Source organism: Polaromonas sp. CF318, assembly GCF_000282655.1.
Taxonomy (GTDB): Bacteria; Pseudomonadota; Gammaproteobacteria; order Burkholderiales; family Burkholderiaceae_C; genus Polaromonas.
The window spans coordinates 13,809-38,364 of the sequence record NZ_AKIV01000099.1; the positions used below are offsets into that span (position 1 = coordinate 13,809).

24 protein-coding genes and 1 pseudogene are annotated in these 24,556 nt (G+C 66.8%); 4 read left to right on the forward strand and 21 right to left on the reverse strand.

The features are described 5' to 3' along the window. Positions 1 to 23 precede the first annotated feature (23 nt). The 7 genes and pseudogenes from PMI15_RS17925 to PMI15_RS17960 all read right to left on the reverse strand — a co-directional run bounded on the left by PMI15_RS17925 (position 24) and on the right by PMI15_RS17960 (position 7,723). Positions 24 to 644, reverse strand: coding sequence for a LolA-related protein (locus tag PMI15_RS17925; protein WP_007872313.1), 621 nt, complete (start codon positions 642 to 644; stop codon positions 24 to 26). Positions 645 to 651: 7 nt separating this feature from the next. Then, the gene (locus PMI15_RS17930; RefSeq protein WP_007872324.1) at positions 652 to 1,620 is read right to left on the reverse strand and encodes an acyl-CoA synthetase; all 969 of its coding nucleotides are present in this window, start codon (positions 1,618 to 1,620) and stop codon (positions 652 to 654) included. Then, positions 1,617 to 3,288: pseudogene (locus PMI15_RS17940) on the reverse strand (AMP-binding protein). Before PMI15_RS17940 ends, PMI15_RS17930 begins: the two are co-directional and overlap by 4 nt. Further along, on the reverse strand, positions 3,285 to 3,953 hold the full coding sequence (locus PMI15_RS17945; RefSeq protein WP_007872329.1) for a hypothetical protein: 669 nt from the start codon (positions 3,951 to 3,953) through the stop codon (positions 3,285 to 3,287). The pseudogene PMI15_RS17940 and the gene PMI15_RS17945 overlap by 4 nt, the downstream one beginning before the upstream one ends. Further along, positions 3,950 to 4,246, reverse strand: a complete 297-nt coding sequence (locus tag PMI15_RS17950; protein WP_007872331.1) for a phosphopantetheine-binding protein — start codon at positions 4,244 to 4,246, stop codon at positions 3,950 to 3,952. Before PMI15_RS17950 ends, PMI15_RS17945 begins: the two co-directional genes overlap by 4 nt. Before the next feature lie 130 nt (positions 4,247 to 4,376). Beyond that, positions 4,377 to 6,662 carry an FUSC family protein gene (locus PMI15_RS17955; RefSeq protein WP_007872334.1) on the reverse strand — a complete coding sequence of 762 codons (2,286 nt, stop codon included), beginning with the start codon at positions 6,660 to 6,662 and terminating at the stop codon, positions 4,377 to 4,379. A gap of 71 nt (positions 6,663 to 6,733) precedes the next feature. Beyond that, a complete protein-coding gene (locus tag PMI15_RS17960) occupies positions 6,734 to 7,723 on the reverse strand; it encodes an inositol monophosphatase family protein (RefSeq protein ID WP_036839796.1) in 990 nt (329 codons plus the stop codon). Positions 7,724 to 7,833: 110 nt separating this feature from the next. Here PMI15_RS17960 and PMI15_RS17965 point away from each other — a divergent pair, with 110 nt between their 5' ends. Continuing rightward, a complete protein-coding gene (locus PMI15_RS17965; protein ID WP_007872338.1) occupies positions 7,834 to 8,625 on the forward strand; it encodes an RNA methyltransferase in 792 nt (263 codons plus the stop codon). A gap of 9 nt (positions 8,626 to 8,634) precedes the next feature. After that, on the forward strand, positions 8,635 to 9,408 hold the full coding sequence (gene cysE / locus PMI15_RS17970) for a serine O-acetyltransferase (protein ID WP_007872339.1): 774 nt from the start codon (positions 8,635 to 8,637) through the stop codon (positions 9,406 to 9,408). A gap of 95 nt (positions 9,409 to 9,503) precedes the next feature. On the opposite strand, the gene PMI15_RS17975 is transcribed toward cysE, so the two are convergent. From PMI15_RS17975 to yjgA, 3 genes are all read right to left on the reverse strand, one after another. Beyond that, a complete protein-coding gene (locus PMI15_RS17975) occupies positions 9,504 to 9,842 on the reverse strand; it encodes a DUF4870 domain-containing protein (RefSeq protein ID WP_007872341.1) in 339 nt (112 codons plus the stop codon). A 74-nt stretch (positions 9,843 to 9,916) separates the two neighbouring features. After that, entirely contained in the window at positions 9,917 to 10,510 is a 594-nt protein-coding gene (gene mog, locus PMI15_RS17980) for a molybdopterin adenylyltransferase (RefSeq protein WP_007872343.1), read from the reverse strand. Beyond that, positions 10,507 to 11,115: a ribosome biogenesis factor YjgA gene (yjgA, locus tag PMI15_RS17985; protein ID WP_157214669.1), complete on the reverse strand. Its 609-nt coding sequence runs from the start codon at positions 11,113 to 11,115 to the stop codon at positions 10,507 to 10,509. The genes mog and yjgA overlap by 4 nt, the downstream gene beginning before the upstream one ends. 25 nt (positions 11,116 to 11,140) lie before the next feature. On the opposite strand from yjgA, the gene pmbA reads away from it, so the two are divergent. Next, positions 11,141 to 12,556: a metalloprotease PmbA gene (gene pmbA, locus PMI15_RS17990; protein WP_007872345.1), complete on the forward strand. Its 1,416-nt coding sequence runs from the start codon at positions 11,141 to 11,143 to the stop codon at positions 12,554 to 12,556. 125 nt (positions 12,557 to 12,681) lie between these two features. On the opposite strand, the gene PMI15_RS17995 is transcribed toward pmbA, so the two are convergent. From PMI15_RS17995 to PMI15_RS18005, 3 genes are all read right to left on the reverse strand, one after another. Next, positions 12,682 to 13,131 carry a GatB/YqeY domain-containing protein gene (locus PMI15_RS17995; protein ID WP_007872346.1) on the reverse strand — a complete coding sequence of 150 codons (450 nt, stop codon included), beginning with the start codon at positions 13,129 to 13,131 and terminating at the stop codon, positions 12,682 to 12,684. A 120-nt stretch (positions 13,132 to 13,251) separates the two neighbouring features. Continuing rightward, entirely contained in the window at positions 13,252 to 13,464 is a 213-nt protein-coding gene (gene rpsU / locus PMI15_RS18000) for a 30S ribosomal protein S21 (RefSeq protein WP_007872347.1), read from the reverse strand. A gap of 315 nt (positions 13,465 to 13,779) precedes the next feature. Beyond that, a complete protein-coding gene (locus PMI15_RS18005; RefSeq protein ID WP_007872350.1) occupies positions 13,780 to 14,730 on the reverse strand; it encodes an alpha/beta fold hydrolase in 951 nt (316 codons plus the stop codon). Between the two features lie 110 nt (positions 14,731 to 14,840). Here PMI15_RS18005 and PMI15_RS18010 point away from each other — a divergent pair, with 110 nt between their 5' ends. Beyond that, complete coding sequence (locus PMI15_RS18010; RefSeq protein WP_007872354.1) at positions 14,841 to 15,668, forward strand: AraC family transcriptional regulator; 828 nt, start codon at positions 14,841 to 14,843, stop codon at positions 15,666 to 15,668. On the opposite strand, the gene PMI15_RS18015 is transcribed toward PMI15_RS18010, so the two are convergent. The 8 genes from PMI15_RS18015 to nirD all read right to left on the reverse strand — a co-directional run bounded on the left by PMI15_RS18015 (position 15,665) and on the right by nirD (position 24,541). Beyond that, positions 15,665 to 16,897: an NAD(P)/FAD-dependent oxidoreductase gene (locus PMI15_RS18015; protein WP_007872357.1), complete on the reverse strand. Its 1,233-nt coding sequence runs from the start codon at positions 16,895 to 16,897 to the stop codon at positions 15,665 to 15,667. The two genes, PMI15_RS18010 and PMI15_RS18015, sit on opposite strands and share 4 nt — an antisense overlap. Positions 16,898 to 16,929: 32 nt before the next feature. After that, positions 16,930 to 18,054 carry a sterol desaturase family protein gene (locus tag PMI15_RS18020; RefSeq protein ID WP_007872360.1) on the reverse strand — a complete coding sequence of 375 codons (1,125 nt, stop codon included), beginning with the start codon at positions 18,052 to 18,054 and terminating at the stop codon, positions 16,930 to 16,932. An 80-nt stretch (positions 18,055 to 18,134) separates the two neighbouring features. After that, the gene (locus PMI15_RS18025; protein WP_007872363.1) at positions 18,135 to 19,127 is read right to left on the reverse strand and encodes a hypothetical protein; all 993 of its coding nucleotides are present in this window, start codon (positions 19,125 to 19,127) and stop codon (positions 18,135 to 18,137) included. Positions 19,128 to 19,195: 68 nt separating this feature from the next. Continuing rightward, positions 19,196 to 19,963: a uroporphyrinogen-III C-methyltransferase gene (cobA, locus tag PMI15_RS18030; RefSeq protein WP_007872365.1), complete on the reverse strand. Its 768-nt coding sequence runs from the start codon at positions 19,961 to 19,963 to the stop codon at positions 19,196 to 19,198. Positions 19,964 to 19,968: 5 nt separating this feature from the next. Beyond that, entirely contained in the window at positions 19,969 to 20,877 is a 909-nt protein-coding gene (gene ybiB / locus PMI15_RS18035) for a DNA-binding protein YbiB (RefSeq protein ID WP_007872367.1), read from the reverse strand. 163 nt (positions 20,878 to 21,040) lie between these two features. Continuing rightward, positions 21,041 to 23,980 carry a nitrate reductase gene (locus PMI15_RS18040; RefSeq protein WP_007872369.1) on the reverse strand — a complete coding sequence of 980 codons (2,940 nt, stop codon included), beginning with the start codon at positions 23,978 to 23,980 and terminating at the stop codon, positions 21,041 to 21,043. Continuing rightward, positions 23,973 to 24,095 (reverse strand): hypothetical protein, encoded by a 123-nt coding sequence (locus PMI15_RS25540; protein WP_081499635.1) that lies wholly within the window; start codon positions 24,093 to 24,095, stop codon positions 23,973 to 23,975. The genes PMI15_RS18040 and PMI15_RS25540 overlap by 8 nt, the downstream gene beginning before the upstream one ends. Positions 24,096 to 24,118: 23 nt before the next feature. Further along, positions 24,119 to 24,541, reverse strand: coding sequence for a nitrite reductase small subunit NirD (gene nirD / locus PMI15_RS18045; RefSeq protein WP_007872372.1), 423 nt, complete (start codon positions 24,539 to 24,541; stop codon positions 24,119 to 24,121). Positions 24,542 to 24,556: the final 15 nt, after the last annotated feature.

The following is a 24,556-nucleotide window of genomic DNA, read 5'->3' on the forward strand; positions in this document are numbered from 1 at the left end:
GCGGCCGCGCGGCGCGCCTGCCGTCACGGCGCCGCCTGTTCGATGGCCATGCTGGAGCTGTCGCCGTCGGCCTGGGCGATGTCTATGCCGCGCACCTGGTTGCGCACGCCGCTGATGCGGATGCGCTGGATCACCGCCTGCATCTTGGGGTCCAGCGGCTGCAGCTGCAGGGTCCAGCGTTCGGCGCTGCCTTCCAGGCTGAGCCGGTAGCTGCGCTCGAGCGCGCCGCGGTCGCCGGCCAGCGTGCCGCGTATGCTGTCGATGAAGGCGGCCAGCTCGGGGTAGGCCTGCAGCTGCAGCTGGTATTTCTGACGGCCGCGTTCTATCACCAGCTCGCCGCCGTTGACGACCATGGATTCAGGCCTGGGCTTGAGCGTGCGTTTTTCGAGCCGGTCGGGCGCGGTGTAGAGCAGCTCCCCGGATGACTCCACCGGTTTGTCGAGCAGCGCGATGTGCTTTTTTTCGATGAAGGTGGCGCGGCCCGACTTGGTTTGCGCCAGGGTATCCATCAACTGCTGCAAGTCCCAGGCGGCCATCGCGCCGGGACTCCACACGGCCAGGGCCAGGCCCGCGAGGACGGCTGCCAGCCTCGCCGCCAGGGAGTATGCAGGGGCCGGTGTGGTGTGCGAAAGAAGGTCTGTCATGCGCTGCTCAGGGCTGTTGTCCGGGACGGCCGGCCTGCGGCGGCGCGGCGTGCCAGAAATCGAAAAAATTGAACCAGTTGTAGGGTGCGCTGCGGCAATGCCGCGCCAGCAGTGCAGCATAGCGCGTCACGGCGTCGTGCACCGCCTGCGTGCGGCCGCGCGCAGGCAGCGCGGAGAAGTCCGCGAGCGCCTCGAAGTGGACGTCGTAGCGGTTGCCGCCGCGGTACAGCCCGGTCATGAACAGCACCGGGCGTTTGAGCACGGCGGCCATGCGAAAAGGCCCCAGCGGCAACTCGGCCGGGGCGCCCAGGAAGTCGACGGGACAGGTATCGCCAGTGCCCAGTGTGCGGTCGCCCAGCATGCCGACGACGGCGCCCTGGTCCAGCAGTGCGTGCACGCGGATCATGGAGTCGATGTGCCCCAGCGCTATCACGTCCATTTGCGCCTGGGGATTGATGGCGCCCATCGCGGCGTTGATCTTGCGCGCGTTGTCCTCGTACATCGCCATGGCGACGCGCAGCCCGGGCTGGCGCCGCCCTATGGCGCGCAGCACTTCAAAGCTTCCCAGGTGGGCGCCTATGAGGAAGACACCCTTGCCGCCGGCCACCGCTTCGTCGATCAGCGCCTGGTTGTGCACCCGGATGTCGAACAGGTCGAAGCGGTCGTTGAGCAGGAAGACCCGGTCATGGACGGCCGAGGCGAAACTCAGGAAATGCCGGAACAGGTGGCGCCAGCCGACGGCGGCGGGCGAGGGCAGCCCGAGCACGCGGTGCAGGTAGTTGCGCGACATGCGGCGTGCCGTGGGTGCGAAAGCCAGGAAGTAGGCCGCGATGCCGTACAGGACGGCGCGGCTCGCGCGGCGGCCCAGGCGCAGGGAGATCAGCGTCATCACGCGCAGCATGAAGACGCTGCTGCGCTCAGGCTGGCGCCGCCATTCGGCCGCCGATGCCTGGGCTTCCCGATGCGGCGCGTTCATGGCGGGGGCGGCAGCACCAGGGTGCCGGTGGCCGCTTGTCGCGTACCGCTGCGGATCTCGAAATGGATGCCGCGGGCGCCGGGGCTGCAGGATACCGTGAGGGTTTCGCCGGGCCCCACGGGACTGAGGAACTTGGCGGCGCTGATTTCGCAGGGCCGGGTCGCGGCGCCTGCGGCCTCAAGGGCCTGCTGCACCGCGTGCACGGCCGCATCGAGCAGCAGCACGCCGGGCACGATGGGGTTGCCGGGGAAATGCCCGGCAAAGGCCGGATGGTCCGGCGCCACGACGAACCGGGTTTCAAGCTGCATGGCCGGGCCTTTTGCGAAGATGTTCGCGCGCCAGGGCCAGCAGCGCTTCGCGCGGCAGTTTCCCGGTGCTGTTGCGCGGCAAGGCCTCGAGCAGCACCAGCGGCCGGGGAATGAAGATGGCGTCTATGCGCTCCCTCAGCGCCGCCAGCAGGGCGGGCGCCGCCAGGCCCGGCGCCACCACAAAAGCCATCAGCCTCACCACGCTGTCGCCGCTCTGCTCGTCCGGCATGAAGAAGGCGCCGTCGAGCACGCCCGGTATGGCGGCCAGCTGGTGGTTCAGGTAACCCAGCGAGCTTCGTTTCCCGGCGATGTTGACCAGGTCGGCGGTCCGGCCGTGCAGCAGGAAGCGGCCTTCGGGCAGCACCTCGAGCTCATCGGCCAGGGGCGTGGCCTGCTCGACATGGCCGCCCGATGCCCAGGCCTGGCCCTCGCGGGCGCTGAGCTCGACGTCCGGGAACAGCGTCCAGGCTTCGCCCTGGCTCAGGCGCCGGGTGGCGATCTGCCCGGTTTCGGTCGATCCGTAGATTTCAAGCAGCGGGGCCTGCAGCCGGGTCTCGGCGGCCAGCGCCAGCGGCGGCGGCAGGGCGGCGGTGGCGGACAGCAGCAGGTCTATGGGCGGGATGTCCAGACCCGAAGCGAGCAAGGCCTTCAGGTGCACCGGCGTGGTCACCAGCATGCGCGGTCGCGCCGCCTGCGCCAGCACGGCGCAGATATCGGCCGGATAAAACGGGTGGCCGGCGTCCAGCACGCCGCCGCCCTGCAGGGGCAGCAGCACGGTGGATTCGAAGCCGTACATGTGCTGGGGAGGCACGGTGGCCACGATGCTGTGTCGCCGTTCACCGAGCAGGCCGAGGCGGCCCGCTTCGGCCCGGGCGCCGCGCACCAGGCTGCCCCAGCTTTTGCGGTGCGCCACCGGCACGCCGGTGGAGCCCGAGGTGAACATGATGGCCGCGACACGCGAGGCGGGAATTTGCGGGACCTCCCATGCGGCGCCGGGGGCCTGCGCGTGCGGCGAGGCGCCCGCCATCGCGTCGGCCCAGGCCAGTTGCGGCAGCGCCAGGGACTGGGCCTGGTCTGTCAGGCAGAACACGTCGGGCGCAAAGGCCTGGATCTGCCTGACCATTTCCGGTGTCAGCGTGGGCGGCAGCAGGCTGAGCTTGTCGGCCAGCAGCGCGGCCGCCATGCCGACGGCAAAACGGTAGCGGTCCGCGCAGGCGTTCAGCACATGCCGGCCCGCCGGCAAGGCCGCGGCCAGCCGCCTGGCGTCGGCGAGGAATTGCCCGGCGCTGACGGACTGGCCATGGCGCAGGGCCAGCAGGTCCTGTTCGCGGGCGTGGGCCAGCAGCGGCAGGCTGCTCATGGCCGGGGCGCGCGGCGCTGTGAGGCCTGACGGTAGGCCCGGATCGCCTCCAGTGGGCCGGCTCGCTCCTCTGGGGGCAGGACGTAGCAGCGCGCGGCATATTCCGCAGCAAACATCAGTCCCAGCAGGGGAATGCCCAGCAGGTAGGCAAAGGTGGACCAGACCGCCATGGGCGCGAGCCAGAACAGCAGCAGGGAAAGCCCCGCGATGCCGGCGAAATACAGGGTCCAGGCCCAGGTGGCGGAGCGGGTGTAGGCGCTGGTTGCCGGTGTGAGTTCGCCGTGCACGATGCGGGCGAACTGCGAAATCATGGGGGTTTGGCCCGGCGCCAGGGTGCGGCCGAAGGTGGCGCACAGCAGCGTGTAGGTGCCTGCGTGTTCCAGAAAAAACACCCAGCCGTAGTGCGAAAGCAGCCAGTCCCTGGCGGCGTAGAACCCAAGGCAGGCCAGCGCGCACAAGGCCAGCATGGCCGGCCGCCGCGGTGAGCGCCAGGCCAGGAGCAGGGCCAGCGCCAGCAGGGGCAGCACGGCGACCGATGCCTGCAGCAGGCCCGGCACGTCCGATGTGGCGGCCAGGTGGGAGACCAGGGCGTAGCCTATGCCCAGGGCCAGCGCGCCGCCCCAGCGCCAGGCCTGGCCGAACCGTGCCGCCCCGCTGCCGTTCACTGGGTTCGCCAGGCGGCGATATGGTCGCCCAGGCTGCGCAGCGAGTGGAAGATGGCGTGGTTGTCTTCGTGGTCGGCCCTGAGCTGAAGGCCATAGTGTTTGGAAACCACCAGCGCGATCTCCAGGATGTCGATGGAGTCCAGCCCCAGGCCGTCGCCATACAGGGGCTCGTCGGGCTGGATCTCATCGGCGCTGACTTCCAGGTTCAAGGCGCTCACCACCAGTTCCGCGACTTCGCGCAGCAGGGCTGCGTCGGCCGACGCTGTAGAGGCTTTGACAATGGATTCAGGCATGGTGCTCGCTAGGGTACGGGGAAGGGTTCGGAGGACAGGGTTGCCGCGCACGCGCCGCCCTGCTTGAAGCGGAAATTTTAGCCGAGGCGACAGGGGCGAAGCCCTCTTCGCGGCCTTTCGCGGCCTTTGCCTACAGCACCTGGCGCTGGATGGGCGCCTGCGCCGCGGCCGCGGAGCCCGTGCCCCAGGCCAGTACGCGGGCCTGGGTCAGGCGCAGTTCCCGCGCCATGGCGCAGGCCAGGTCCAGCCGGCGCAGCAGCCAGGGCGTGAGGTCCAGGATCATCAAGGGATCGGGCCGGGGCTGGAAGGGCTGGCCGGTGACGGCCGGGCCGGCTTCTGTCGCGGCGGCCCCGGCGCCCGAGAGTTCGGCCTCTATGCAGCCGGCGGCCCGCGCCAGCGCGGGCCTGACCACCGCGAGGTTGAGCTGGGCGCGGTGCAGCAGCAGCAGCGATTTGACGGCCGTGAGCTGGGCCAGCAGCTGGTAGCTGCGCGCCTGCAGGGCCTCGAGCGGCTCCAGCGCCGGGCGCACCTTGTGGGGCTCGGCCAGGCTGCGCTGGGTGGCCAGGGTGAGGTCGGACAGGCTGTTGTAGGCTTCGCGACGCGCCAGCCGCCAGGGCAGGTCGGACGCCCGGGCCTCGTCGAGCAGCGCGAGCGCCAGCTGCGCGTGCCTGGCCTGGGCGCTGGTGCTGCGCAGCACCAGCGCCGGCAGCTGTTTGCGCTCCCAGGCCGGCAGCACGTAGCTGAACAGCCAGGCGATCAGCGCGCCCAGCAGCGTGTCGGCCAGGCGCTCGGCCATGGCGAAACCGGGCTCCACACCGGCCAGCAGCAAATGCGCCTGCAGCAGGCCGGCGACGGTGGCCGCGATGGAGGTGTACAGGTAGCGCCGCAGCGCGAAAGCATGGGCCAGGCCCATGCTGAGCGCGATCACGCCGAACAGGGTGCGGGCGCCCGGGTGCGGCGCCAGCACGGCCATGACCAGCGCGCAGCCCAGCAGCGTGCCGGCCACCCGCTCATTGCGGCGCTGCACGGTTTGCGCCAGGTTGCCGCGCATCACCACCACGATGGTCAGCAGGATCCAGTATTCATGCGCCACCCAGGGCAGGCGCAGCGCCACCGCATAGCCGGCCGCCACGGCCAGCGTGCAGCGCAGGGCGTAGCGCAGGATGGGGGCGCTCCAGCCCAGCTGGCCCAGCAAGGGCTTCCAGGACCAGTGCACCGTGCTGACGAACAGCTGCCACTGGGTGCGCACGGCCGACAGCCCGGGCGGGATGTCGCCGCGCGCCAGCGCCGCCATCTTCACGGCCTCGTCGTTGATGTGGCCTATGCGGTCGGCCATGTTGTGCAGCAGCGCCAGCGGGTCCGAGGTGTCGACAAGCAGCGGGTCGGGCGCCAGCGGGTCGGCGCGTTTCGTGCGCGGCGGCAGCGCGCCGGCGAGTTCCGGCCGCAGGTCGGCGATGGCGGCGACCGCCGCGCCGCGCCGACTCAGCAGCAAGTCCATGCCCAGGGTTTCCAGCCGCGCGGCGGTGCTGTCCAGCGCCAGCTGCAGGGCGGGCAGCACGGCCACGGTGGCGCTGTGCTCCAGCAAAAAATCCAGGTCCAGGTCGCAGGCGAGCTGGTGGTCGCGCGCCTCCAGCAGGCTCAGCAGCATGGCCGCCAGGCGCTGGCGTTCCGGTGTGGTGGGCGACTCCAGCACCACGTCGCGCGTGTTCTGCAGGTGGTCGGCCAGCGCGGCCTGCTGCTGCAGCATGCGCGCCAGCAGCGCGTTGTGGTCGGGCCGCGGGCCGAAGCGCTGGGACTGGGTGCGCAAAATCTGCGCGAAGCTGTGCAGGCATTCGGCCAGCAACTGCGCGCGAAAGCGCCGGTTGAGCAAATGGGTGGTGAACACGGCCCACAGCAGGTAAAGCCCGGCGCCGGCGACAAACCAGGCGCCGTGCAGCGCGATCTGCTGCAGCGAGGCGGCGGGCGGTGCAGCCATGGAAAACAGCGTGGAAAACAGCAGCGAAAAACAGATGGGCCCGCCGCGCTTGCCCCAGGCCATCATCATTACGGCCAGGAAAGTGGAGGCCGCGACCACGATGCCCAGGAGCAGATCGTCGTGGCGCACCAGCTGCACCAGCGTGAAGAGCGGCGCGCCCAGCAGCGGCGCGGGCAGCATCTGCATGATCTTGCGCCGGCGCGGCGCAGGCACGTCGGGCAGGCTGGTGATCATCACGCCGACGGCGGCGGTGGAGGCGGCCGCCAGGCCGGCAGCCTCGAAAATCGCGAGCATGATGAGCACCAGGCCCAGCGACACCGTCAGGCCGTTGGCGACGTACTGGCTCAGCAGCACGTGCAGGCTTTTGTGCAGCCAGCCCCGCGCCCGGCGCTGCAATCGGGTCGCCAGCGCGGCGGGGGGAGCGGGGTCGGGCCGGTTCATGGTGTGCTGGCTCACACTTTACCTTTCCCCCAAGCCGCCGCCATGAAAAAAGCCCGCGAGGCGGGCTTTGTTTAGAACGGGGCGTCAGGCGCTTTGGGGGCCGCGCTTTCGCCGGCCTTGATGCGCTTGGCTTTGAGCGTGGGTTTTTCGGCCGGGGCGGCAGGGGCCGCGTTGTCTTCGGCGCCTTCTTCAGGCTCTTGCGCCGCGGGCGTGTCCTGCAGAGCCTGGCGCACCACGGCTTTGTCGCCGGCGCCGGCGAATTTGCTGTATTTGCCCAGAGTAGCCACCAGCTGGCCGTAAACGCGCGGGTTGCCGGCCACACATTCACCGTGGTCCATGAAGTCGGCCTCGCCGGTGAAGTTGCCGATCAGGCCGCCGGCCTCGGTCACCAGCAGCGAGCCGGCCGCCACGTCCCAGGGTTTGAGGTTGGCTTCAAAAAAGCCGTCGCTGAAACCGGCGGCCACATAGGCCAGGTCCAGCGCCGCGGCGCCGGGGCGGCGCACGCCGGCGGTCTGGCTCATGACCTCGCCCAGCATGTTGAGGTAGGCCTTGAGCTTGTCGCCGGGGCGGTAGGGGAAACCGGTGGAGATCAGGCACTCCTGCAGCCGGGTGCGCTTGGCCACGCGGATGCGGCGGTCGTTCATGTAGGCGCCGCGGCCTTTGGTGGCGCAGAAGATGTCGTTGCGGGTGGGGTCGTAGACCACGGCCTGCTCGACCTTGCCCTTGACGGCCAGCGCGATGCTGACGCAATAGACCGGGAAGCCGTGGATGAAGTTGGTGGTGCCGTCCAGCGGATCGATGATCCAGACGTAGTCGGAGTCCTTGGCGCCATGCTCGCTGCCCGACTCTTCGGCCAGGATACCGTGGCCGGGGTAGGCGCTCAGCAGGGTTTCGATGATGGCCGCCTCGGCGGCCTGGTCGACCTCGGTGACGAAGTCGTTGGTCTGCTTGACCGAGACGCGGACTGCTTCGACGTCAAGCGCCGCGCGGTTGATGATGGCGCCGGCAGCGCGCGCAGCCTTGATGGCCACGTTGAGCATGGGATGGAGATTGCTGGACATAACTTGTAGGGAAGAACGGGATAAACCGGCGCCGGCGATGCGGGCGGCGGGCAATGGGGCGTATTTTCCCATAAATGGGACTTTGGCCCGGTTCTAGGACAATCCAGCCCATGCGTACCCGATTTGTCCTGATCAACACCAGCCATGCCGGCAATGTCGGCGCCACCGCCCGCGCCATGAAAACCATGGGTTTTGACGACCTGGTGCTGGTCGCGCCGCGCTGGGCCAATGTGCTGAACCGCGAGGAAACCATACAGCGGGCCAGTGGCGCGCTCGACGTGCTCAGGAATGCACGCATCGTCACCACGCTGGACGAGGCCCTGGACGGCATGGCCCACCTGTGCGCCACCGCCATGACACCGCGCGACTTCGGCCCGCCCACGCGTGCGCCGCGCGAGCATTTCGCGGCCCTGCTGGGCGGTGGCCCGCCCCCGGGTCCGGCTTCTGCGAGGCCTGAGTCGGTGGCTTTTTTATTCGGTTCCGAGCGCTTTGGCATGCAGAACGAGGATGTCTACCGCTGCCATGTGGCGCTCAGCATCCCGACCGACCCGAAATTCGGCTCGCTGAACCTGGGCGCGGCCGTGCAGCTGATTGCCTACGACTGGCGCCAGGCACTGGGCGGCTTCAGCGTGCAGCCGGCGACGGCTGAACCGGCGCAGGCCGACGCGGCGGCGGTGGCCGGCATGCTCAAACACTGGGAAGAGGCGCTGGTGGGCATAGGCTTTCTGGACCCGGCCTCGCCTAAAAAGCTGATGCCCCGGCTCAACCAGCTGTTCAACCGCGCCCGGCTGAGCCCCGAGGAAATCCACATCCTGCGCGGCGTGGCCAAGGCCATGCTGCACACAGCCGCCCAAATGCCGCCTAAAGACAGCACGCCAGCACGGTCTGCGGACGGCCACTAAACTCCCACCATGTTTTCCCGACTCCGCTCCGACATCCAGTGCATCCTCGACCGCGACCCCGCCGCCCGCACGGCCTGGGAAGCGCTGACCTGCTACCCGGGGCTGCATGCCCTGGTGCTGCACCGCCGCGCGCACTGGTGCTGGAACCACGGCTTCAAGTGGCTGGGCCGCTTTATTTCGCATGTTTCGCGCTGGATGACGGGCATTGAAATCCACCCCGGCGCCAAAATCGGCGAGCGGGTGTTTTTTGACCACGCCATGGGCGTTGTCGTCGGCGAAACCGCCGAGATCGGCGACGGCTGCACGATTTACCAGGGCGTCACGCTGGGCGGCACCTCGCTCTACAAGGGCGCCAAGCGGCATCCGACCCTGGGCAAGGACGTGGTGGTGAGCGCCGGCGCCAAGGTGCTGGGCGGTTTTGTGGTCGGCGACGGCGCCAAGATAGGCAGCAACGCGGTGGTGATCAAGCCCGTGCCCGCCGGGGCCACGGCCGTGGGCATCCCGGCGCGCATCATTCCGTCCAAGACCGGTGAAAGCGCCGACGTCACGACGACCCCGTTTTCGGCCTACGGCATCACGCTGGAAGACGACCCGCTGTCCCAGGCCATGCACGGCCTGATCGACAACGCGGCCGGCCAGGAGCACCAGATCGCCCTGCTGTGGCAGGCGATTGAAAAGCTCTCCGGCCCGCAAACCGCCATGAGCAAGGACTGCGTGCCCAAGGATGCGGCGCTCACCGAAACCTTTGAGGCCGACAAGCTCAACCAGCTGGTCGGCAAGTAAACAGGAAGCAGGGCGGCCAAAAAAAAGGAAGGGCAAGCCTTCCTTTTTTTTGCTTTTCCGACTGGGGGCGGTCAACGCATCAGTTGATCAGTTGATCAGTTGATCAGGCGCAGCGCGAAGGGCACGCGAAAGGTTTTGCCGTTGGAGGCGCCTATCGCGCCCATGACGCAGAACACCAGGTGGCAAATGCCCAGCGCCACGAACACCAGGAAGCCGATCAGCACAAAGGTGAGGATCATCGCCGCGACATAGCCGATGGCCGCCGTGATGGACCAGTTCAGCGCTTCTTTGGCCTGGTCCAGAATATAGGCGTCGTCCTTTTTCACCAGGTAAACGATCAGGCCGGGGATAAAGCCCAGGAACAGGGTTCCTATCCAGATCAGCACGGCGGTGTTTTTCGAGTCCTTGCCCGGCGTTTCAATCAGCTCGTCCATCTCAGCTCCTCGAGTTGTAAAGCCCGAATACTACGTGAGAAAACCGGTGGGCCGAAAACCCGCGGCAGCAAGGTTCAGCGCGGCGGGCGCTGGGCGCTTTTGGGCCTGAAGGCCTGGCACACGGTGTCGTCGGTTTCCAGGTAAGGGCCGCCTATCAGGTCTATGCAATAGGGCACGGCGGCAAAAATGCCCGCCACGGCCTGCGAACCGTCGGGGTTTTTCAGCCCCTCCAGCGTTTCGGCGATCGATTTGGGCTGGCCGGGAAGGTTCAGGATCAGGCTTTTATCGCGAATGACCGCGCACTGGCGCGACAGGATGGCCGTGGGCACAAATTTCAGGCTGATCTGCCGCATCTGTTCGCCGAAACCGGGCATTTCCTTGTGGGCCACGGCCAGCGTGGCCTCGGGCGTCACGTCGCGCGGCGCGGGACCGGTGCCGCCCGTGGTCAGCACCAGCGAGCAACCGGCGTCGACCAGCGCGATCAGCGCGGCACTGATGCCGGCCTGTTCGTCGGGAATCAGGCGTTCTTCAAACGTGATGGGGTTGCGCAGCGCACGCGTCAGCCACTCTTTGAGCGCCGGCAGGCCCTTGTCGACGTAGACGCCGGCCGAGGCCCGGTCGCTGACCGAGACGATGCCGATCCTGACCGCATCGAAGACCTGGCTCATGCCTGGGGCTCCTCGGGCTCTCCCGGCCCTTGGGCCATGGCGTGGCGCACCAGCTGGAAGATTTCGCGGTAGGACTTGCCGTGCCGCGGTGCTTCGCCGGGTTTTTCGGGCTTGGCGTCCTTGCGGGCCTGGCGCACCAGCGCGCGCAGCTGTTGTGAATCGGTGCCGGGGTATTCGCGCAGCCAGTCGCCCAGCGCGGCGTCGTCGGCGATCAGCTTGTCGCGCCACTGCTCGGCCAGGTGCAGCGCCAGCGTCAGGTCGGCCGAGCCGTTGAGCTGCTCGTTGATCGCCTCGCGAATGGGCTCAGGGTCCAGCGGGCGCATCAGCTTGCCGATGAACTGCATCTGGCGGCGCTTGCCCTCGAAATTGGTGATCTTTTTGGCGTCGGCGATCGCGTCGCGCAGCTTGTCGGGCAAGTCCAGGCGCGCCATCAGGTCGGCGCGCAGGGTCAGCAGCGCTTCACCGAGCGCCTGTTTTTCGTCGGCCTCGGCCTTGAGTTGGGTTTTGCTGGGCGGGCCGGCTTCCTCGAGTGCGATTTCCTCGGGTTTGACGAAGCGGCCGTTGGACCAGTAGCCCTTGATGGCCTTGGGAGTCTTGTTGTTCATGGCAGTCAGTATCATAGCTACCCATATGACCCAAAAAGCTTCCTCTCGCGCCAGCGGCGCCAAACGCGGCGCATCACAGCCCTCCCATCCGCCTGAAAGCGGCTTCAGCTACCACCGCGATTTTTTCGAGGACCTCGTTGACACCGCCCTGGGGCACGCCAAAAAACTGGGTGCCACGGATGCCGCGGCCGAGGCGTCCGAAGGCTGTGGCCTGTCGGTCAGCGTGCGCAAGGGCGAACTGGAAAACGTCGAGCGCAACCGCGACAAGTCCCTGGGCATCACCGTCTATATCGGCAAAAAACGCGGCAATGCCGCGACCAGCGATTTCTCCAAGGCAGCCATAGAACAGACCGTGAAAGCGGCCTACGACATCGCGCGCTTCACGGCCGAAGACGAAACCTCGGGCCTGCCCGACGAGCGCGACATCGCGCGCGTGCACCCGGAGCTGGACCTGTTCCATCCCTGGTCCATAGACTCCGAACAGGCCGCGCAGCTGGCCCTGCAGTGCGAGGCCGCCGCGCTGGGCACCAGCCGACTGATCACCAACAGCGAAGGCGCGGGCGTGTCGGCCCAGCAAAGCCATTTTTTCAGCGCCCACACCAAGGGCTTTCGCGGCGGTTATGCCAGCTCGCGCCACAGCATTTCAGTGGCGCCTATCGCCGGCAAGGGCGACCAGATGCAGCGCGATGCCTGGTACAGCTCCATGCGCGACGCGGCTGAGCTGGCGCGCCCCGAGGCCGTGGGCCGCTACGCCGCCGAGCGCGCGCTGGCGCGCCTGAAAAGCCGCAAGATCCCGACCACGCAGTGCCCGGTGCTGTTCGAGTCTCCGCTGGCCGCGGGCCTGCTGGGCGGCTTTGTGCAGGCCGTGAGCGGCGGCGCGCTGTACCGCAAAAGCACCTTCCTGGCCGACAGCCTGGGCAAGCCGGCTTTTCCCAAACACATCGATGTCGCCGAAGACCCGCACCTGCGCAAAGGCAAGGGCAGCGCTCCTTTTGACGAAGAGGGCGTGAAAACCCAGGCGCGCAAGGTGGTGGCCGGCGGCCGTGTCGAGGGTTATTTCCTGAGCACCTATTCGGCCCGCAAGCTGGGCATGCGCACCACCGGCAACGCCGGCGGCTCGCACAACCTGATACTGACCAGCCGTCACACGCGTCCGGGCGACGACCTGGACGCGATGCTGCGCAAGCTGGGGCGCGGCCTCTTCGTGACCGAGCTGATGGGCCAGGGCGTGAACTACGTGACCGGCGACTATTCGCGCGGCGCCTCGGGCTTCTGGGTGGAAAACGGCCGCATCGCCTTTCCAGTCGAGGAAATCACCATTGCCGGCAACCTCAAGGACATGCTCATGGGCATCGAGGCCGTGGGTGCGGACGCCTACAACTATGGCGCCAAAACCGTGGGCTCTATCCTCATCAACCGGATGAAGGTCGCCGGGTCTTGAAGGGCCCCCACGCTTTTCACTTCGTGTAATACGCTGCCCCCCGAGGGGGCGCTGCGCCTGCGGCCCGGCAAAGCCGGTTCCGCGGCCCCGGCTTGACTTGAAGCTTCTTGCTGCGCGCGCTGGCTTCAGCCGGCCAGGGCGGCCTTCACCGCTGCCGAGACTTGGCCCATGTCGGCCTTGCCGGCCAGTTTGGCTTTCACCGCGCCCATGACCTTGCCCATGTCGCCGGGGCCGCTGGCGCCCAGCTCGGCCACGATGGCCTTGACGGCGGCCGCCACTTCGTCGGCGCTCAGGCGCGCCGGCAGGTAGGCCTGCAGCACGAGCAGTTCGGCGGCTTCCTTGTCGGCCAGGTCCTTGCGTTCGGCCTTCTGGAAGGCTTCCAGTGAATCCTTGCGCTGCTTGATCAGCTTGTCGACGATGGCGATCACGGCCGCGTCGTCAAGCACCACGCGTTCATCGACCTCTTTTTGCTTGAGGGCCGCCAGCAGCAGGCGTATGGTGCCCAGGCGCTCGCTGTCCTTGGCGCGCATGGCGGTCTTCATGTCTTCGGTGATTTTGTCTTTGAGGGCTGACATTCGGGGCTCCTGAGGGCGGGAATAGGGAAGAGGGATGGATTGGCGCGGGCCAAAAAGCACAAAAGCCCGCAGAGCGTCCTCGTGCGGGCTTTTTTGTTGCCGTGAGGCGGTACTAAGGGATTAGTACAGCTTCTTGGGCAACTGCATGGAGCGGATGCGCTTGTAGTTGCGTTTGACGGCGGCTGCCTTCTTGCGCTTGCGTTCTGCCGTTGGTTTTTCGTAAAACTCGCGGGCGCGCAGGTCGGTCAGCAGGCCGAGTTTTTCAATGGTGCGCTTGAAACGGCGCAGAGCCACGTCGAAGGGCTCATTGTCTTTTACACGGATGGTGGTCATTGTTCAATTGATCCAAAAGGTGCGCCCTAAATGATCTGATCAGGATCAGGCCAGGCGCGGGTTTGCTAGCAAAGCCTAGGATTATAGCACCCCCACGGTCGTTCACTGCGTGTAACTCCCTGCCCCCCGAGGGGGCCGCCCGCCTGTGGCCCGGCAAAGCCGGTTCCACGGCTCATGCTGGGTTGAAGATTCAGGGCTTAACCAGCGCGGTATTTCACCAGTGGGGGCCGCGGGACTGGCTTTGCCAGACCGCAGGCGCCCGCCCCCTGGAAGGGGGGAACAGGCTACACGCAGTGAGCCTGGACGGGGGTGGGCTTACTCTTTGATGAAAGTCAGCAAATCCTGGTTGAGCCGCTCCTTGTGGGTATCGGCCAGGCCGTGCGGTGCACCGGGGTAGACGATCAGCCTGGCGTTTTTCACCAGTTTCGCGGCTGCGCGGCCGGAGGCGTCGATGGGCACGATCTGGTCGTCGTCGCCGTGGATCACCAGGGTCGGCACGTCAAAGCGCCTGAGGTCCTCGGTGAAGTCGGTGGCCGAGAAAGCCGCGATCGAGTCATAGGTATTCTTGTGGCCCGCCTGCATGCCCTGTACCCAGAACGACTGGATCAAACCCTGCGAGACCTTGGCGCCGGGGCGGTTGAAGCCGAAAAACGGGCCCGAGGCGATGTCCAGGTAAAGCTGCGAACGATTGGCCAGTTCGCCCTGGCGAATGCCGTCGAACACCTCGATCGGCAGGCCGCCCGGGTTGGCCGCCGTCTTCAGCATCAGGGGCGGCACGGCGCTGACCAGCACCGCTTTTTTGACCTTCGCGGTGCCGTAACGGCCGATATAACGCGCCACCTCGCCGCCGCCGGTCGAAAAACCCACCAGCGTCACGTCTTTCACGCCCAGTGTGTCGATCACCGCCGCAAGGTCGGCGGCGTAGTGGTCCATGTCGTTGCCGTCCCAGGGCTGGCTGGAGCGCCCGTGGCCGCGCCGGTCGTGGGCGATGACGCGGTAACCTTTTGAGGCCAGGAAGATCATTTGCGATTCCCAGCTGTCCGAGTTGAGCGGCCAGCCGTGGCTGAAGCTCACCACGGGGCCATTCTTGGGGCCCCAGTCCTTGTAATAGATTTGCACGCCGTCCTGGGTGGTGACGTAGCTGGCGCTGCGTGCGGCGGACGCCGCCGGTTGCGGCGCGGCGGCGCCTGCTGCCATCGCGGGGCTGGCGGTGACGGCGGCAGCGGCCAGTGCGGTGGCGGCGGCGATACGGGTGAGAGCGTTCATGGCTGTTCCTTTGAGAGGGTTGCAACAAGTCGGAATCGACAGAATGAACTTTACGCTTCACGAAATACGATAAGTGTTTAATAATCCTAAAAAATTGATTTGGAGTATTTATGGGCGACCGGCTAGAGGCCCTGTTGCGGCATTTCTCGGTGAGCGCGAATGTGTTCCATTCGGGCGCGCTTTGCGGCGTCAACGAGCTCGGCGAGGATGAGGGCACCGGCCAGCTTCACCTCGTGCGCAGCGGCGAAGTCGGCATCAGCCATGGCGGCGCCGAGGTGATGCGTGTCAGCGGCCCCTGCCTGCTGCTTTACCCAAGGCCGATGGCGCATCGCTTCATCACAGATACCCGGCGTGGCGCCGACTTTGTATGCGCGCACCTGCGCTTTGAGGGCGGCGCGGCCAACCCGATCGTTGCGGCGCTGCCGTCCTTTGTATGCCTGCCGCTGGCGCAGATCGAGGGCGCTGCCGGTGTCCTGCAACTGCTGTTCGAAGAGGCTTTTGAGCAGCGCTGCGGCCGGCAGGCGCTGCTGGACCGGCTGTTTGATGTGGTGCTGATCCAGGTGCTGCGGCACCTCATGGAAAGCGGTGAAACCCGCTCCGGCATGCTCGCGGGGCTCTCGCACCTGCGCTTGCGCCACGCGCTTGTCGCGATGCACCAGAATCCCGGGCAAGAGTGGAGCCTGGAAGCGCTCGCCGATCATGCGGGCATGTCGCGCAGTGTGTTCGCCAACCAGTTCCGCGATACGGTCGGCTGCACGCCCGGCGCGTATTTGCAGCGTTGGCGGGTGGGTCTGGCGCAGCAGGCGCTGCGCCGTGGGCGGCCGCTCAAGCTGATTGCCGCTGAGGTCGGTTATGGCAGCGAGGCGGCGCTGTCGCGCGCCTTCAAGGCGCAAAGCGGCCTGTCACCGCGCGAGTGGAAGCTGGCCCAGCAGGCCTAGCGCGCCGGTGTCAGCGCTTGCGCGCAGGCGTGCGCGGAGGCCCAGGCCCACTGGAAGTTGTAACCGCCCAGCCAGCCGGTCACATCCACCACTTCGCCTATGAAGTACAGCCCCGGCTGCTTCGATTCCAGGGTTTGCGAGGACAGGTCGCGCGTGTCGACACCGCCGACGGTCACTTCGGCCTTGCGGTAGCCTTCGGAGCCGCTCGGCGTCAGTTCCCAGTCTGCCAGGCGTGCAGCCAGGCCTAGCAGCGCCTTGTCGGTCGCTTCGCTGATGGGTTTTTGCAGCGCAGGGTCGGTGCTGATCCAGGCGTCGGCCAGGCGGCCGGGCACCAGGCTCGCGAGTTCGTTGGCGATCAATTTTCGGGACGTGGCCTTGGCGCGCAGCAGCAGGGCCGGCAGGTCCACGCCGGGTGCCAGGTTGATGTGTATGGGCTGGCCTTCGCGCCAGAAGCTGGAAATCTGCAGCACGGCCGGGCCGCTCAGGCCGCGGTGGGTGAACAGCAGGTCTTCCGGGAACACCACGGCTTTTTTGCGCTGTTTGGGCGTCGCGTCAGCCGGGCTGGTTTCTATCAGCACCGGCAGCGCCAGGCCGGCCAGCTGGGCATAGGGCACCCAGCCTTCGCCGTCAAAGGTCAGCGGCACCAGCCCCGCGCGCGGCTCCACCAGGCGCAGGCCGAATTGTTTGGCGATGCGGTAGCCGAAATCGGTGGCGCCTATCTTGGGAATCGACAGGCCGCCGGTGGCGATCACCACCTGCGGCGCCGTGATGAGGCCGCGGTCGCTGTGAAGTTCGTAGTTGCCGCCCGCCTCCTGGGGGCTTTTGAGGCTCTGGACGCCGCAGGGCTGCCAGCGCGTGACCCCGCCGGCCTCGCATTCGGCCAGCAGCATGTTGATCACGTCTTCGGCCGAGCGGTCGCAGAACAGCTGGCCCTTGTGCTTTTCGTGGAAAGGGATGTTGTGGTGCTGCAGCAGGGCGATGAAGTCCTGCGGCGTGTAGCGCGACAGCGCCGAGCGGCAAAAGTGCGGGTTCTCGCTCAGGAACTGCGCGGGCGTGGCGTCGCGGTTGGTGAAATTGCAACGGCCGCCGCCCGAGATGCGGATTTTCTCGGCGACTTTTTCGCTGTGGTCCAGCAGCAGCACCTTGAGGCCGCGCTGGCCCGCCTGGGCCGCGCAGAACAGCCCGGCGGCGCCTGCGCCAATCACCACGACGTCAAATTGATGCGTCAAATCGGCCCCTGGTCAATATCAATGCGTCGTGCTCAAGGTTTCCAGGTGAACGGGAATTTGAGCTGTTTCAGGAAACCGTTGGGCACGTAGTCGCCCAGCACGCCGTAGCGCTCGGGCCAGAGCTTGGTGCTTTTGACGGCGGTGCCGAACAGGTAGTCGATGAAGGCGTAGTGCGCCGAGTAGTTGCGGTCCAGCGCTTCCTGGTCCTGGCTGTGGTGCCAGTGGTGGAAGTTGGGCGTGACGATCAGGTAGCGCAGCGGGCCCAGGCGCACGCTCACGTTGGCATGGTTGAACACCGCCTGGAAGCCGACGATCACGATGTAGGCGTCAATCACTTCCTTGGAAAACCCCAGCACATAGATGGGCGCCAGGATCAGCGTGCGGGTCAGCAGCAATTCCAGGATGTGCTGGCGCGAGCCGGCCAGCCAGTCCATGCTTTTGGCGCTGTGGTGCACCGCGTGCAGGCGCCACAGCACGGGCACCTCGTGGTAGGCGCGGTGCGTCCAGTACTGCACCAGGTCGGCCACCAGCACGATCAGCAGCACGCCGGCCCAGAAAGGCAGGCCCTGCACCCAGCCGCGTATGCCGTCATTGGCGGCCCAGCTGAAGAACTTGTGCACCAGCAGGTTGGTGGCCAGCAGCACGAAGCCCACGATCATGTGGTTGACGATGAAGTGGTGGAAGTCGGTCTGCCACTCGGCGCGGAACACCGGCTGGTCTTTGCGCAGCGCGAACAGCTTTTCAATGAAGATGAAGATCAGCGAGGAGCCCAGCAGGTCCAGGATGAACCAGTCCAGGCCGATGTAGGGCGTGTTGTCGGCGAAGTCGTTGACCGGCACCTTGTGGCCGCCCAGCAGCGCGGTGGCCACGACCAGCAAAAAAGCCGCGCCGGCCAGCCAGCGCGAGCGGTTGAAGATGATGTTGACCAGCGAGATGCCGCCGGCAATCACCAGCGAGGTGAACATCACGATGCGGATCACGTCGACGTTGTAGCTCTTGCGCAGCTCGGGCGTGGTCAGGTATTCGGGGAAATGAAAAGCCAGCACACCCAGAAAGCACAGCACGCCCAGGCTCAGCGCGATCACGCCGCTCATGATGCCGCTGCCGGGGCGCAGTTCGCCGTGGCTTTCCGTCAGTTCGTTGAGTTTGTCTAGCATCGCGTCTTTCCCTCTGCCGTTGTTTTTGACTTCGGGAGTGTAGCCGCGCACGCCGGATTCGGGGCCGGCCCGCGGTCTTGTCACTGTTTCACGATGACGGGCTGGACCGTGAACACATTGGGATTCCTGGGCTCAACGCCGACGCGCACCCAGTGGATCAGCGGGCTGCCGAAGGTCTGCAATCGCGTGAGGTTGGCTAGCAGCCTGGTGGGGCTGTAGAGCGGCTTGTCGACCTTGAAGAAATGCGTGTCGCCGTGCACCAGCAGCACCTGCCCGGCGAACTGTTCCGTTTCGGCGATGACATGGCTGATGAAATTGCGGTAGCCGCTGACCCCCGGCGCCTGGCTTTCGTCAATGCCCTCGGTTTCCGGCAAGTCAAAGCCCGGGTCGGCCTGGATCACCAGAACAAGGCCGCGCGCCTTGCCGGCCTTCGCCTGGGAAAAGGCCTCCTGCATCCAGCGCACATTGGCTGCGTCGCGTTCCAGGTATTCGGCGTTGGAGGCCTCACACTGGGCCGAGGTGCGCGCGCTTTTCTGGGTGCAGTCTTTCTCGTCCAGGATTTTGTTGTTGTTGCTGCCCGGCACGTTCAGCGTCGCGAACACGATGCCCTGGTGCGCGAAGCGCGTGTTCTCGACGAATTTCTCGCCCGGCGGGGCCTGGTGGACCAGCGCCATGCTGCGCTTGCCCAGGCTGCGGGTGGTCGGGAACATGGTTTTGCGCAGGTAGGCCAGGCGCTCCAGGGCGTCGTAACCGCCGTTGTTGAGACGATGGCAGTCCGTCCACTCGTTGTCGCCGGGCACATAGACCACGGGCTTTCTCAGTTCGCCGAACATGGCCAGCGCCGAGGCATACATGTCCTCGGTGCATTTGGAGCTGCCGTCCTTGATGTCGCCGTCGTAGATCGAGAAGGCGATGTCCGACTGGTTGATGCTTTTGAGCAGTGCGGGGATTTTCGGGTCGTCGCCGGCTTTTTGGTAGGGCATGTCGCCCCAGAGGCCGAATGAAAAACTCTGCGCCTGCGCGCAGGCCATGCCGAGCGCCAGCAGCGCACCGGCCAGGAAACGGTGGGACATCTTTGCTCCAGTCGAAAGACCGGAAGCTTAGGCGGGCCGTGTGACTGCTGTGTGACGCGGGCTTGCGTTCAGGCCACGAGCACGGCGTCGGGGTGCGCCGCCGCGAGGGCCACACCGCTGATCACGTCGCCCACGACGATGACCGAGGGGCTGGCCATGCCGGCCTCGCGTATCGCTGCCGCCAGCTCACCCAAGGTGGTGGTGATGTGGCGCTGCGTCGCCAGCGAGGCATTCTGGACCACGGCAACCGGCGTGGCGGCCGGCAGGCCGGCCAGCAGTTCGTCCTGGATGCGTTCGGCGCCGCTGACGCCCATGTAAATCACCAGCGTGAGGCGCGCGCTGTGCGCGGTGGTGGCCAGGGCCCTCCAGTCGGTGCCGCTGTCGCCGGGTTTGGCATGGCCGGTGACGAAGACCACGCCGTGCGCATGGTGGCGGTGCGTGAGCGGCACGCCCAGCGAGGTGACGGCGGCCAGGCCCGAGGTGATGCCGTTGACGACCTCCACCTCAATGCCGGCCTCGCGCAGGTGCTCGACCTCTTCGCCGCCGCGGCCGAAGATGAAGGGGTCGCCGCCCTTGAGCCGCACCACGTCTTCGCCCTCGCGGGCGGCCATCAGCATGAGTTTTTCAATAAAGGCCTGGGGCGTGGACTTGCAGCCGCCGCGCTTGCCCACATAGACGATGCGCGCCTCGGGCCGCGCGAAGGCCACGATCTCGTCGCTCACGAGGTCGTCCACCAGCAGCACGGTCGCGCGCTGTATCGCCTTCAGGGCCTTGAGGGTCAGCAGTTCCGGGTCGCCGGGGCCGGCGCCTACGAGGGTGACTTTTCCGTGGTTCATTGTGGTCATTTGATTTGGGGCAACAAGTGCAAGATATGTTCCACCTGCCGCGCAATCGATGGCGGCACGGGTTTGTCGCCGGCCAGCACCGATTGAATATAGGCCGCGGTGGCGGCGGCGTCCACCGTCCTGGGCAGTTCGGGCAGGGTGGCCAGCGTGCCGGCCTGGGTTTCCTGCAGCAGTGAGCGCTTTCCGCCTATGAAAGCCTCCATCTGCGGCATGCGGCGCGCGTCGGCCACGCCTTCGCCCTCGGTGCCGCGCAGCAGCATGGCGTTGGCGCCTGTCAGCTCGAAGGTCTGCGCCATCGAGATGGCGTATTCCGGGTGCGTGTAACTGCTTACCACCAGGCTTTTGCCCAGGCAGGGGCTCATGATCTTGACCAAGCTGTGCGCCGGGTTGCGCAGGCCCACGGCGCGGCGCACGTCGAGCAGGCGCTTCAGGGACGGCAGCAGCAGCTCGGTGGGGGCGAAGACGGCTTCGCCGTTCCCGATCCTGCGCACCGCCGCCAGCGCAGGGATGCCCAGGGCCTGCAGCACTTCCGAGGCAAACACCCGGCTGGTTTCGGTGGGCGTGCCGTGCACCAGGACAGGCACACCTTCACGCGCCAGCAGCAGGGCCAGCAGCGGCGTGAGCACCGGCAGCTTGCGCGCGCCGTTGTAGCTGGGCAGCACCACGGTGGGGGTTTCGCCGGCGGGGAAATGCGCAAGGCGCTGCTGCAGCGCTTCGAGGAAACCCGCCATTTCTTCGGGCGTTTCGCCCTTGATGCGCATGGCCAGGCAAAAGCCGCCGATTTCCAGGTCGGTGACGGTGCCGTCCAGCACCTGGCCCAGCAGGTCGGCAGCCTGCTCGCGCGTGAGGGCGCGGGCGCCGTCCTTGCCGCGGCCGATTTCCTTGATGTATTGGCTAATGCCCATAAGCGTGATTGTCTGCGAATGCAGATAACTTCTTGTTATGAGCTTAAATGTATAGCCCCCACGCTTTTCACTGCGTGTAAGGCGCTGCCCCCCGAGGGGGCCGTTTTTTCCTTGGGGCGGCCCGGCGGAAAAAAGAGGTGCTGCTTGCATAAACCGCTCGTCATCACGCCACCTGGCGTATGGGAATGACAGTGCGTGGTGCCGGCGCCGCAGCATCGCTGCGCGCCGAGCGCACGCGGCGCTTGAGTTCGGGCACGCAGGAGCCGCAGTTGGTGCCGCATTTAAGCGTGGCCTGCAGGGAAGCCAGCCGCTCCTCATCGGTGTGCAGGTGGCCGCCGCCGCCTCCGCCGCCGGCGACCAGTGCCAGGTGTTCGTCAATGGCCGTGTCGCTGACATTGAGGCAGGTGCAGACCAGCTTGCCGCGCGACTGCACCGCCACCGGCGGCTTGGCGCCGGGCAGCAGCAGCAGCCGGCCGTAGGCCTGCGCCGGCAGCTCGTCCTGCAGCAGGGTCTTGATCCAGGCCTGGGCGCTGGTGTCGCCGGCCAGCACAAAGCCGGCGAGCTCGGCCGCGTCGCCGTTGCGCACCAGCCGCACGGTGCGCCGCTGGCCTTTTTTGCGGTCGGCATAGCGCAGCACGTCGGCGCCGTCCAGGCCGAGGATGGCCTCCAGCCTGGCCAGCAATTCATCGGGCGGGGCCTCGTGGCCGGCCGCGCGAAACAGCAGGCCGGAGCGCTCGCGGCCGTGGTCGGCCAGCGCCGTGTTGTTGGAGAAAGGCACGCAACTCGTGAAGGGAAAGGCCGCCATCAGCGGCTTGAGCTGCTCGCGCGCGGCCAGCACCTCGCCGCCCGGCACCCAGGCCATGGCCAGCAGCGTCCAGGGCATATCGGCTTTGAGGATCTTGACTGCGGCATGTTTGAGTTCGGGCTGCTTGGAAGTGGGGCAGTAGGCAGAGGTTGTGATCGCATTGACGCCGGCCAGCGTGGCGCCGCTGGTGGACTGCCCGCTCAGGTATTCCTCGCCCCAGTGCATGGCGATAAAGGCCTGGCTCACCGCCACCTCGGGCGAAGCCTGCAGCGGCACGATGATGGAGCCGCGCTTGGAGGTCACGTAGACCAGGTCGCCGTCTTTCAGCAGGCGGCGCGCCATGTCCTGGGCATTCATCTGCACGGACGGCTCGGCCACATGGCCGAACAGCCGGCCCAGGGTGCCGGTGCGGCTCATGCCGTGCCACTGGTCGCGCAGCCGGCCGGTGGTCAGCGAAAACGGGAAGCGCGATTCGCGCGGCTCGGCCACCGGTTTGTAGACGGTGTTGGCAAAGCGTGCCTTGCCGTCGGCGGTGGGGAACACGCCGTCTTCATAGAGCCGGGCCTTGCCCGCGCTGTCGCCGGGCTTGAAGGGCCACTGCTGCGGACCGTCCTCGAGCAACTCGTAGCTCAGGCCGCTGATGTCCAGGTCGCGGCCGCGCGTGGATTCGCGGTGTTCGTTCCAGATGACTTCCACGCCCAGGGCGGCGTCGCTCAGGGGGTAGGGGAAGAGGGTGCTGCGGGGAAGAGGGGGCGGGGCCTCGGCGATGTCCGCCTCTTCCTCGGGGAGAGGCTCAGGCTTGCCCGCCTTCAGCAGCTTTTCCAGCCGCTGCGCGAAGTCCACCACGATGGCCCAGTCATGGCGTGTTTCCCCGGGTGCGGCCACGGCCGGGCGCACGCGGCTGATGCGGCGCTCGCTGTTGGTCACCGTGCCGGTTTTTTCGCCCCAGGTGGTGGCGGGCAGCAGCAGGTCGGCATAGTCGCAGCTCGAAGTGGTGGCAAAAGCCTCCTGCACGATCACCAGTTCGGCGCGCTCCAGCGCACGGCGCACCGTGGCCTGGTCGGGCATGGACTGGGCCGGGTTGGTGCAGGCAATCCACAAGGCCTTGATCTCGCCGTCGGCGGCGGCCTGGAACATCTCGACCGCGGTCTTGCCGGGTTTCTCCGGCACCGAGGGCACGCCCCACAGGGCGGCGATTTCCGCGCGGTGTGCGGGATTGACCAGGTCGCGGTGCGCGCTCAGCAGGTTGGCCAGTCCGCCCACCTCGCGCCCACCCATGGCGTTGGGTTGGCCGGTCAGCGAAAACGGCCCGGCGCCGGGCTTGCCGATCTGGCCGGTGGCCAGGTGCAGGTTGATCAGGGCGGCGTTCTTGGCGGTGCCGCTGCTGGACTGGTTCAGGCCCTGGCAGTACAGGCTTAGCGTGGCGGCCGAGGTGGCGAACAGTCTGGCTGCGGCCAGCAGGTCTTCCTTTTTGATGCCGCAGGTCTCGGCCACCAGGTCGGGCGTGTAGTCGCGCACCGTGGCCTTGAGCGCGTCAAAACCCGTGGTGTGCGCGGCGATGTAGGCCGTATCGGTCCAGCCTTCCCACAGCATGATGTGCAGCATGCCGTTGAACAGCGACACGTCGGTGCCCGGTTGTATGGGCAGGTAGAGGTCGGCGATCTCGGCGGTGTCGGTGCGGCGCGGGTCGCAAAAAATGATCTTGAGCGCCGGGTTGGCGGCCTTGGCGTCCTCGATGCGGCGGAACAGGATGGGGTGGGCATAGGCCGTGTTGCTGCCGACGATGAAGATGCACTGCGCATGGTTGACGTCGTCGTAGCAGGCGGGCGGCGCATCGGCGCCCAGCGTCTGTTTGTAGCCGGCCACCGCGCTGCTCATGCACAGGCGCGAATTGGTGTCGACGTTGTTGGTGCCTATCAGGCCCTTGGCCAGCTTGTTGAAGACGTAATAGTCCTCGGTCAGCAACTGGCCCGAAATATAAAAGCCCACCGCGTCCGGGCCGTGGTCGCGGATGATTTGCGCAAAACTTTCGCTGGCAAAACCCAGCGCGCTGTCCCAGGACACGGGCCTGGGCGCTTCATGGCGGTGCTCGCGCCGCATGGGCTGCAGCAGCCGCGTTTGCCGCGTGACGGCGGCCGAGGCCGTCAGCGCCAGCGTGGAACCCTTGGTGCAGAGCCGGCCGAAATTGGCGGGGTGGTCCGGGTCGCCGCGCACGCCGGTGATCTCGTCACCTTGTGACTCAATAATGACGCCGCAGCCGACGCCGCAATAAGGACAGGTTGACCGAGTCTCAACCATGGTGGACGAGGCCCAGGCTGCGGCCTTTGTCGTGCATCGCAAAGCGATCAACAGCGTAAGCTGTCAGATCGCAGCCGACGCCGCAGCAAGGGCACGTTGATCGGGTTTCAGTCATGAAAGAGTTACCGCCCTTTTCACTTATGCCGTGTGGGGCGCCTGCACGGCGAAGCTTTCGTCACCCAAAGCGCCCGCAGAGGCGCCAGGGCCCGCGCGGGGCGGCTGCAAATCCAGCGCCAGCGTGGCCAGCTCGGTGGCGTCCAGGAAGACCTGGCCCGTTTCCACCTTGCAGCTGAACTTGGGCGTGCAGCCCTCGTCGGGCTGCTTGGCGCAGCCGTCCGCCAGGCCTATGGTCCAGTTGTGCAGAGGGCAGGCCACGCTGGTGCCAAACACAATGCCCTGCGACAGCGGGCCGCCCTTGTGCGGGCAGCGGTCCAGCAGTGCAAACACCTGGTCCTGGTCGTTGCGGAACACGGCCACATCAATACCTTTGGCGCGTGAGACACGGCGCGAGCCGAGCACCGGGATGTCGGTGACCAGGCAGATTTTTTTCCATTCAGACATAGTGATCTCTCAATT

Excerpts from the sequence above, each read along its gene's own strand:
- ybiB (WP_007872367.1), bottom strand. The coding sequence starts at position 20,877 with ATGGGCATTAGCCAATACATCAAGGAAATCGGCCGCGGCAAGGACGGC.
- PMI15_RS17995 (WP_007872346.1), bottom strand. The coding sequence starts at position 13,131 with ATGTCAGCCCTCAAAGACAAAATCACCGAAGACATGAAGACCGCCATG.
- PMI15_RS17930 (WP_007872324.1), bottom strand. The coding sequence starts at position 1,620 with ATGAACGCGCCGCATCGGGAAGCCCAGGCATCGGCGGCCGAATGGCGG.
- PMI15_RS18020 (WP_007872360.1), bottom strand. The coding sequence starts at position 18,054 with ATGCTAGACAAACTCAACGAACTGACGGAAAGCCACGGCGAACTGCGC.
- PMI15_RS18040 (WP_007872369.1), bottom strand. The coding sequence starts at position 23,980 with ATGGTTGAGACTCGGTCAACCTGTCCTTATTGCGGCGTCGGCTGCGGC.
- PMI15_RS18025 (WP_007872363.1), bottom strand. The coding sequence starts at position 19,127 with ATGTCCCACCGTTTCCTGGCCGGTGCGCTGCTGGCGCTCGGCATGGCC.
- PMI15_RS17950 (WP_007872331.1), bottom strand. The coding sequence starts at position 4,246 with ATGCCTGAATCCATTGTCAAAGCCTCTACAGCGTCGGCCGACGCAGCC.
- PMI15_RS17965 (WP_007872338.1), top strand. The coding sequence starts at position 7,834 with ATGCGTACCCGATTTGTCCTGATCAACACCAGCCATGCCGGCAATGTC.
- PMI15_RS17960 (WP_036839796.1), bottom strand. The coding sequence starts at position 7,723 with ATGTCCAGCAATCTCCATCCCATGCTCAACGTGGCCATCAAGGCTGCG.
- PMI15_RS18010 (WP_007872354.1), top strand. The coding sequence starts at position 14,841 with ATGGGCGACCGGCTAGAGGCCCTGTTGCGGCATTTCTCGGTGAGCGCG.
- mog (WP_007872343.1), bottom strand. The coding sequence starts at position 10,510 with ATGAGCCAGGTCTTCGATGCGGTCAGGATCGGCATCGTCTCGGTCAGC.
- PMI15_RS25540 (WP_081499635.1), bottom strand. The coding sequence starts at position 24,095 with ATGACTGAAACCCGATCAACGTGCCCTTGCTGCGGCGTCGGCTGCGAT.
- yjgA (WP_157214669.1), bottom strand. The coding sequence starts at position 11,115 with ATGAACAACAAGACTCCCAAGGCCATCAAGGGCTACTGGTCCAACGGC.
- nirD (WP_007872372.1), bottom strand. The coding sequence starts at position 24,541 with ATGTCTGAATGGAAAAAAATCTGCCTGGTCACCGACATCCCGGTGCTC.
- PMI15_RS17955 (WP_007872334.1), bottom strand. The coding sequence starts at position 6,662 with ATGAACCGGCCCGACCCCGCTCCCCCCGCCGCGCTGGCGACCCGATTG.
- PMI15_RS17925 (WP_007872313.1), bottom strand. The coding sequence starts at position 644 with ATGACAGACCTTCTTTCGCACACCACACCGGCCCCTGCATACTCCCTG.
- PMI15_RS18005 (WP_007872350.1), bottom strand. The coding sequence starts at position 14,730 with ATGAACGCTCTCACCCGTATCGCCGCCGCCACCGCACTGGCCGCTGCC.
- cysE (WP_007872339.1), top strand. The coding sequence starts at position 8,635 with ATGTTTTCCCGACTCCGCTCCGACATCCAGTGCATCCTCGACCGCGAC.
- PMI15_RS17975 (WP_007872341.1), bottom strand. The coding sequence starts at position 9,842 with ATGGACGAGCTGATTGAAACGCCGGGCAAGGACTCGAAAAACACCGCC.
- cobA (WP_007872365.1), bottom strand. The coding sequence starts at position 19,963 with ATGAACCACGGAAAAGTCACCCTCGTAGGCGCCGGCCCCGGCGACCCG.
- pmbA (WP_007872345.1), top strand. The coding sequence starts at position 11,141 with ATGACCCAAAAAGCTTCCTCTCGCGCCAGCGGCGCCAAACGCGGCGCA.
- rpsU (WP_007872347.1), bottom strand. The coding sequence starts at position 13,464 with ATGACCACCATCCGTGTAAAAGACAATGAGCCCTTCGACGTGGCTCTG.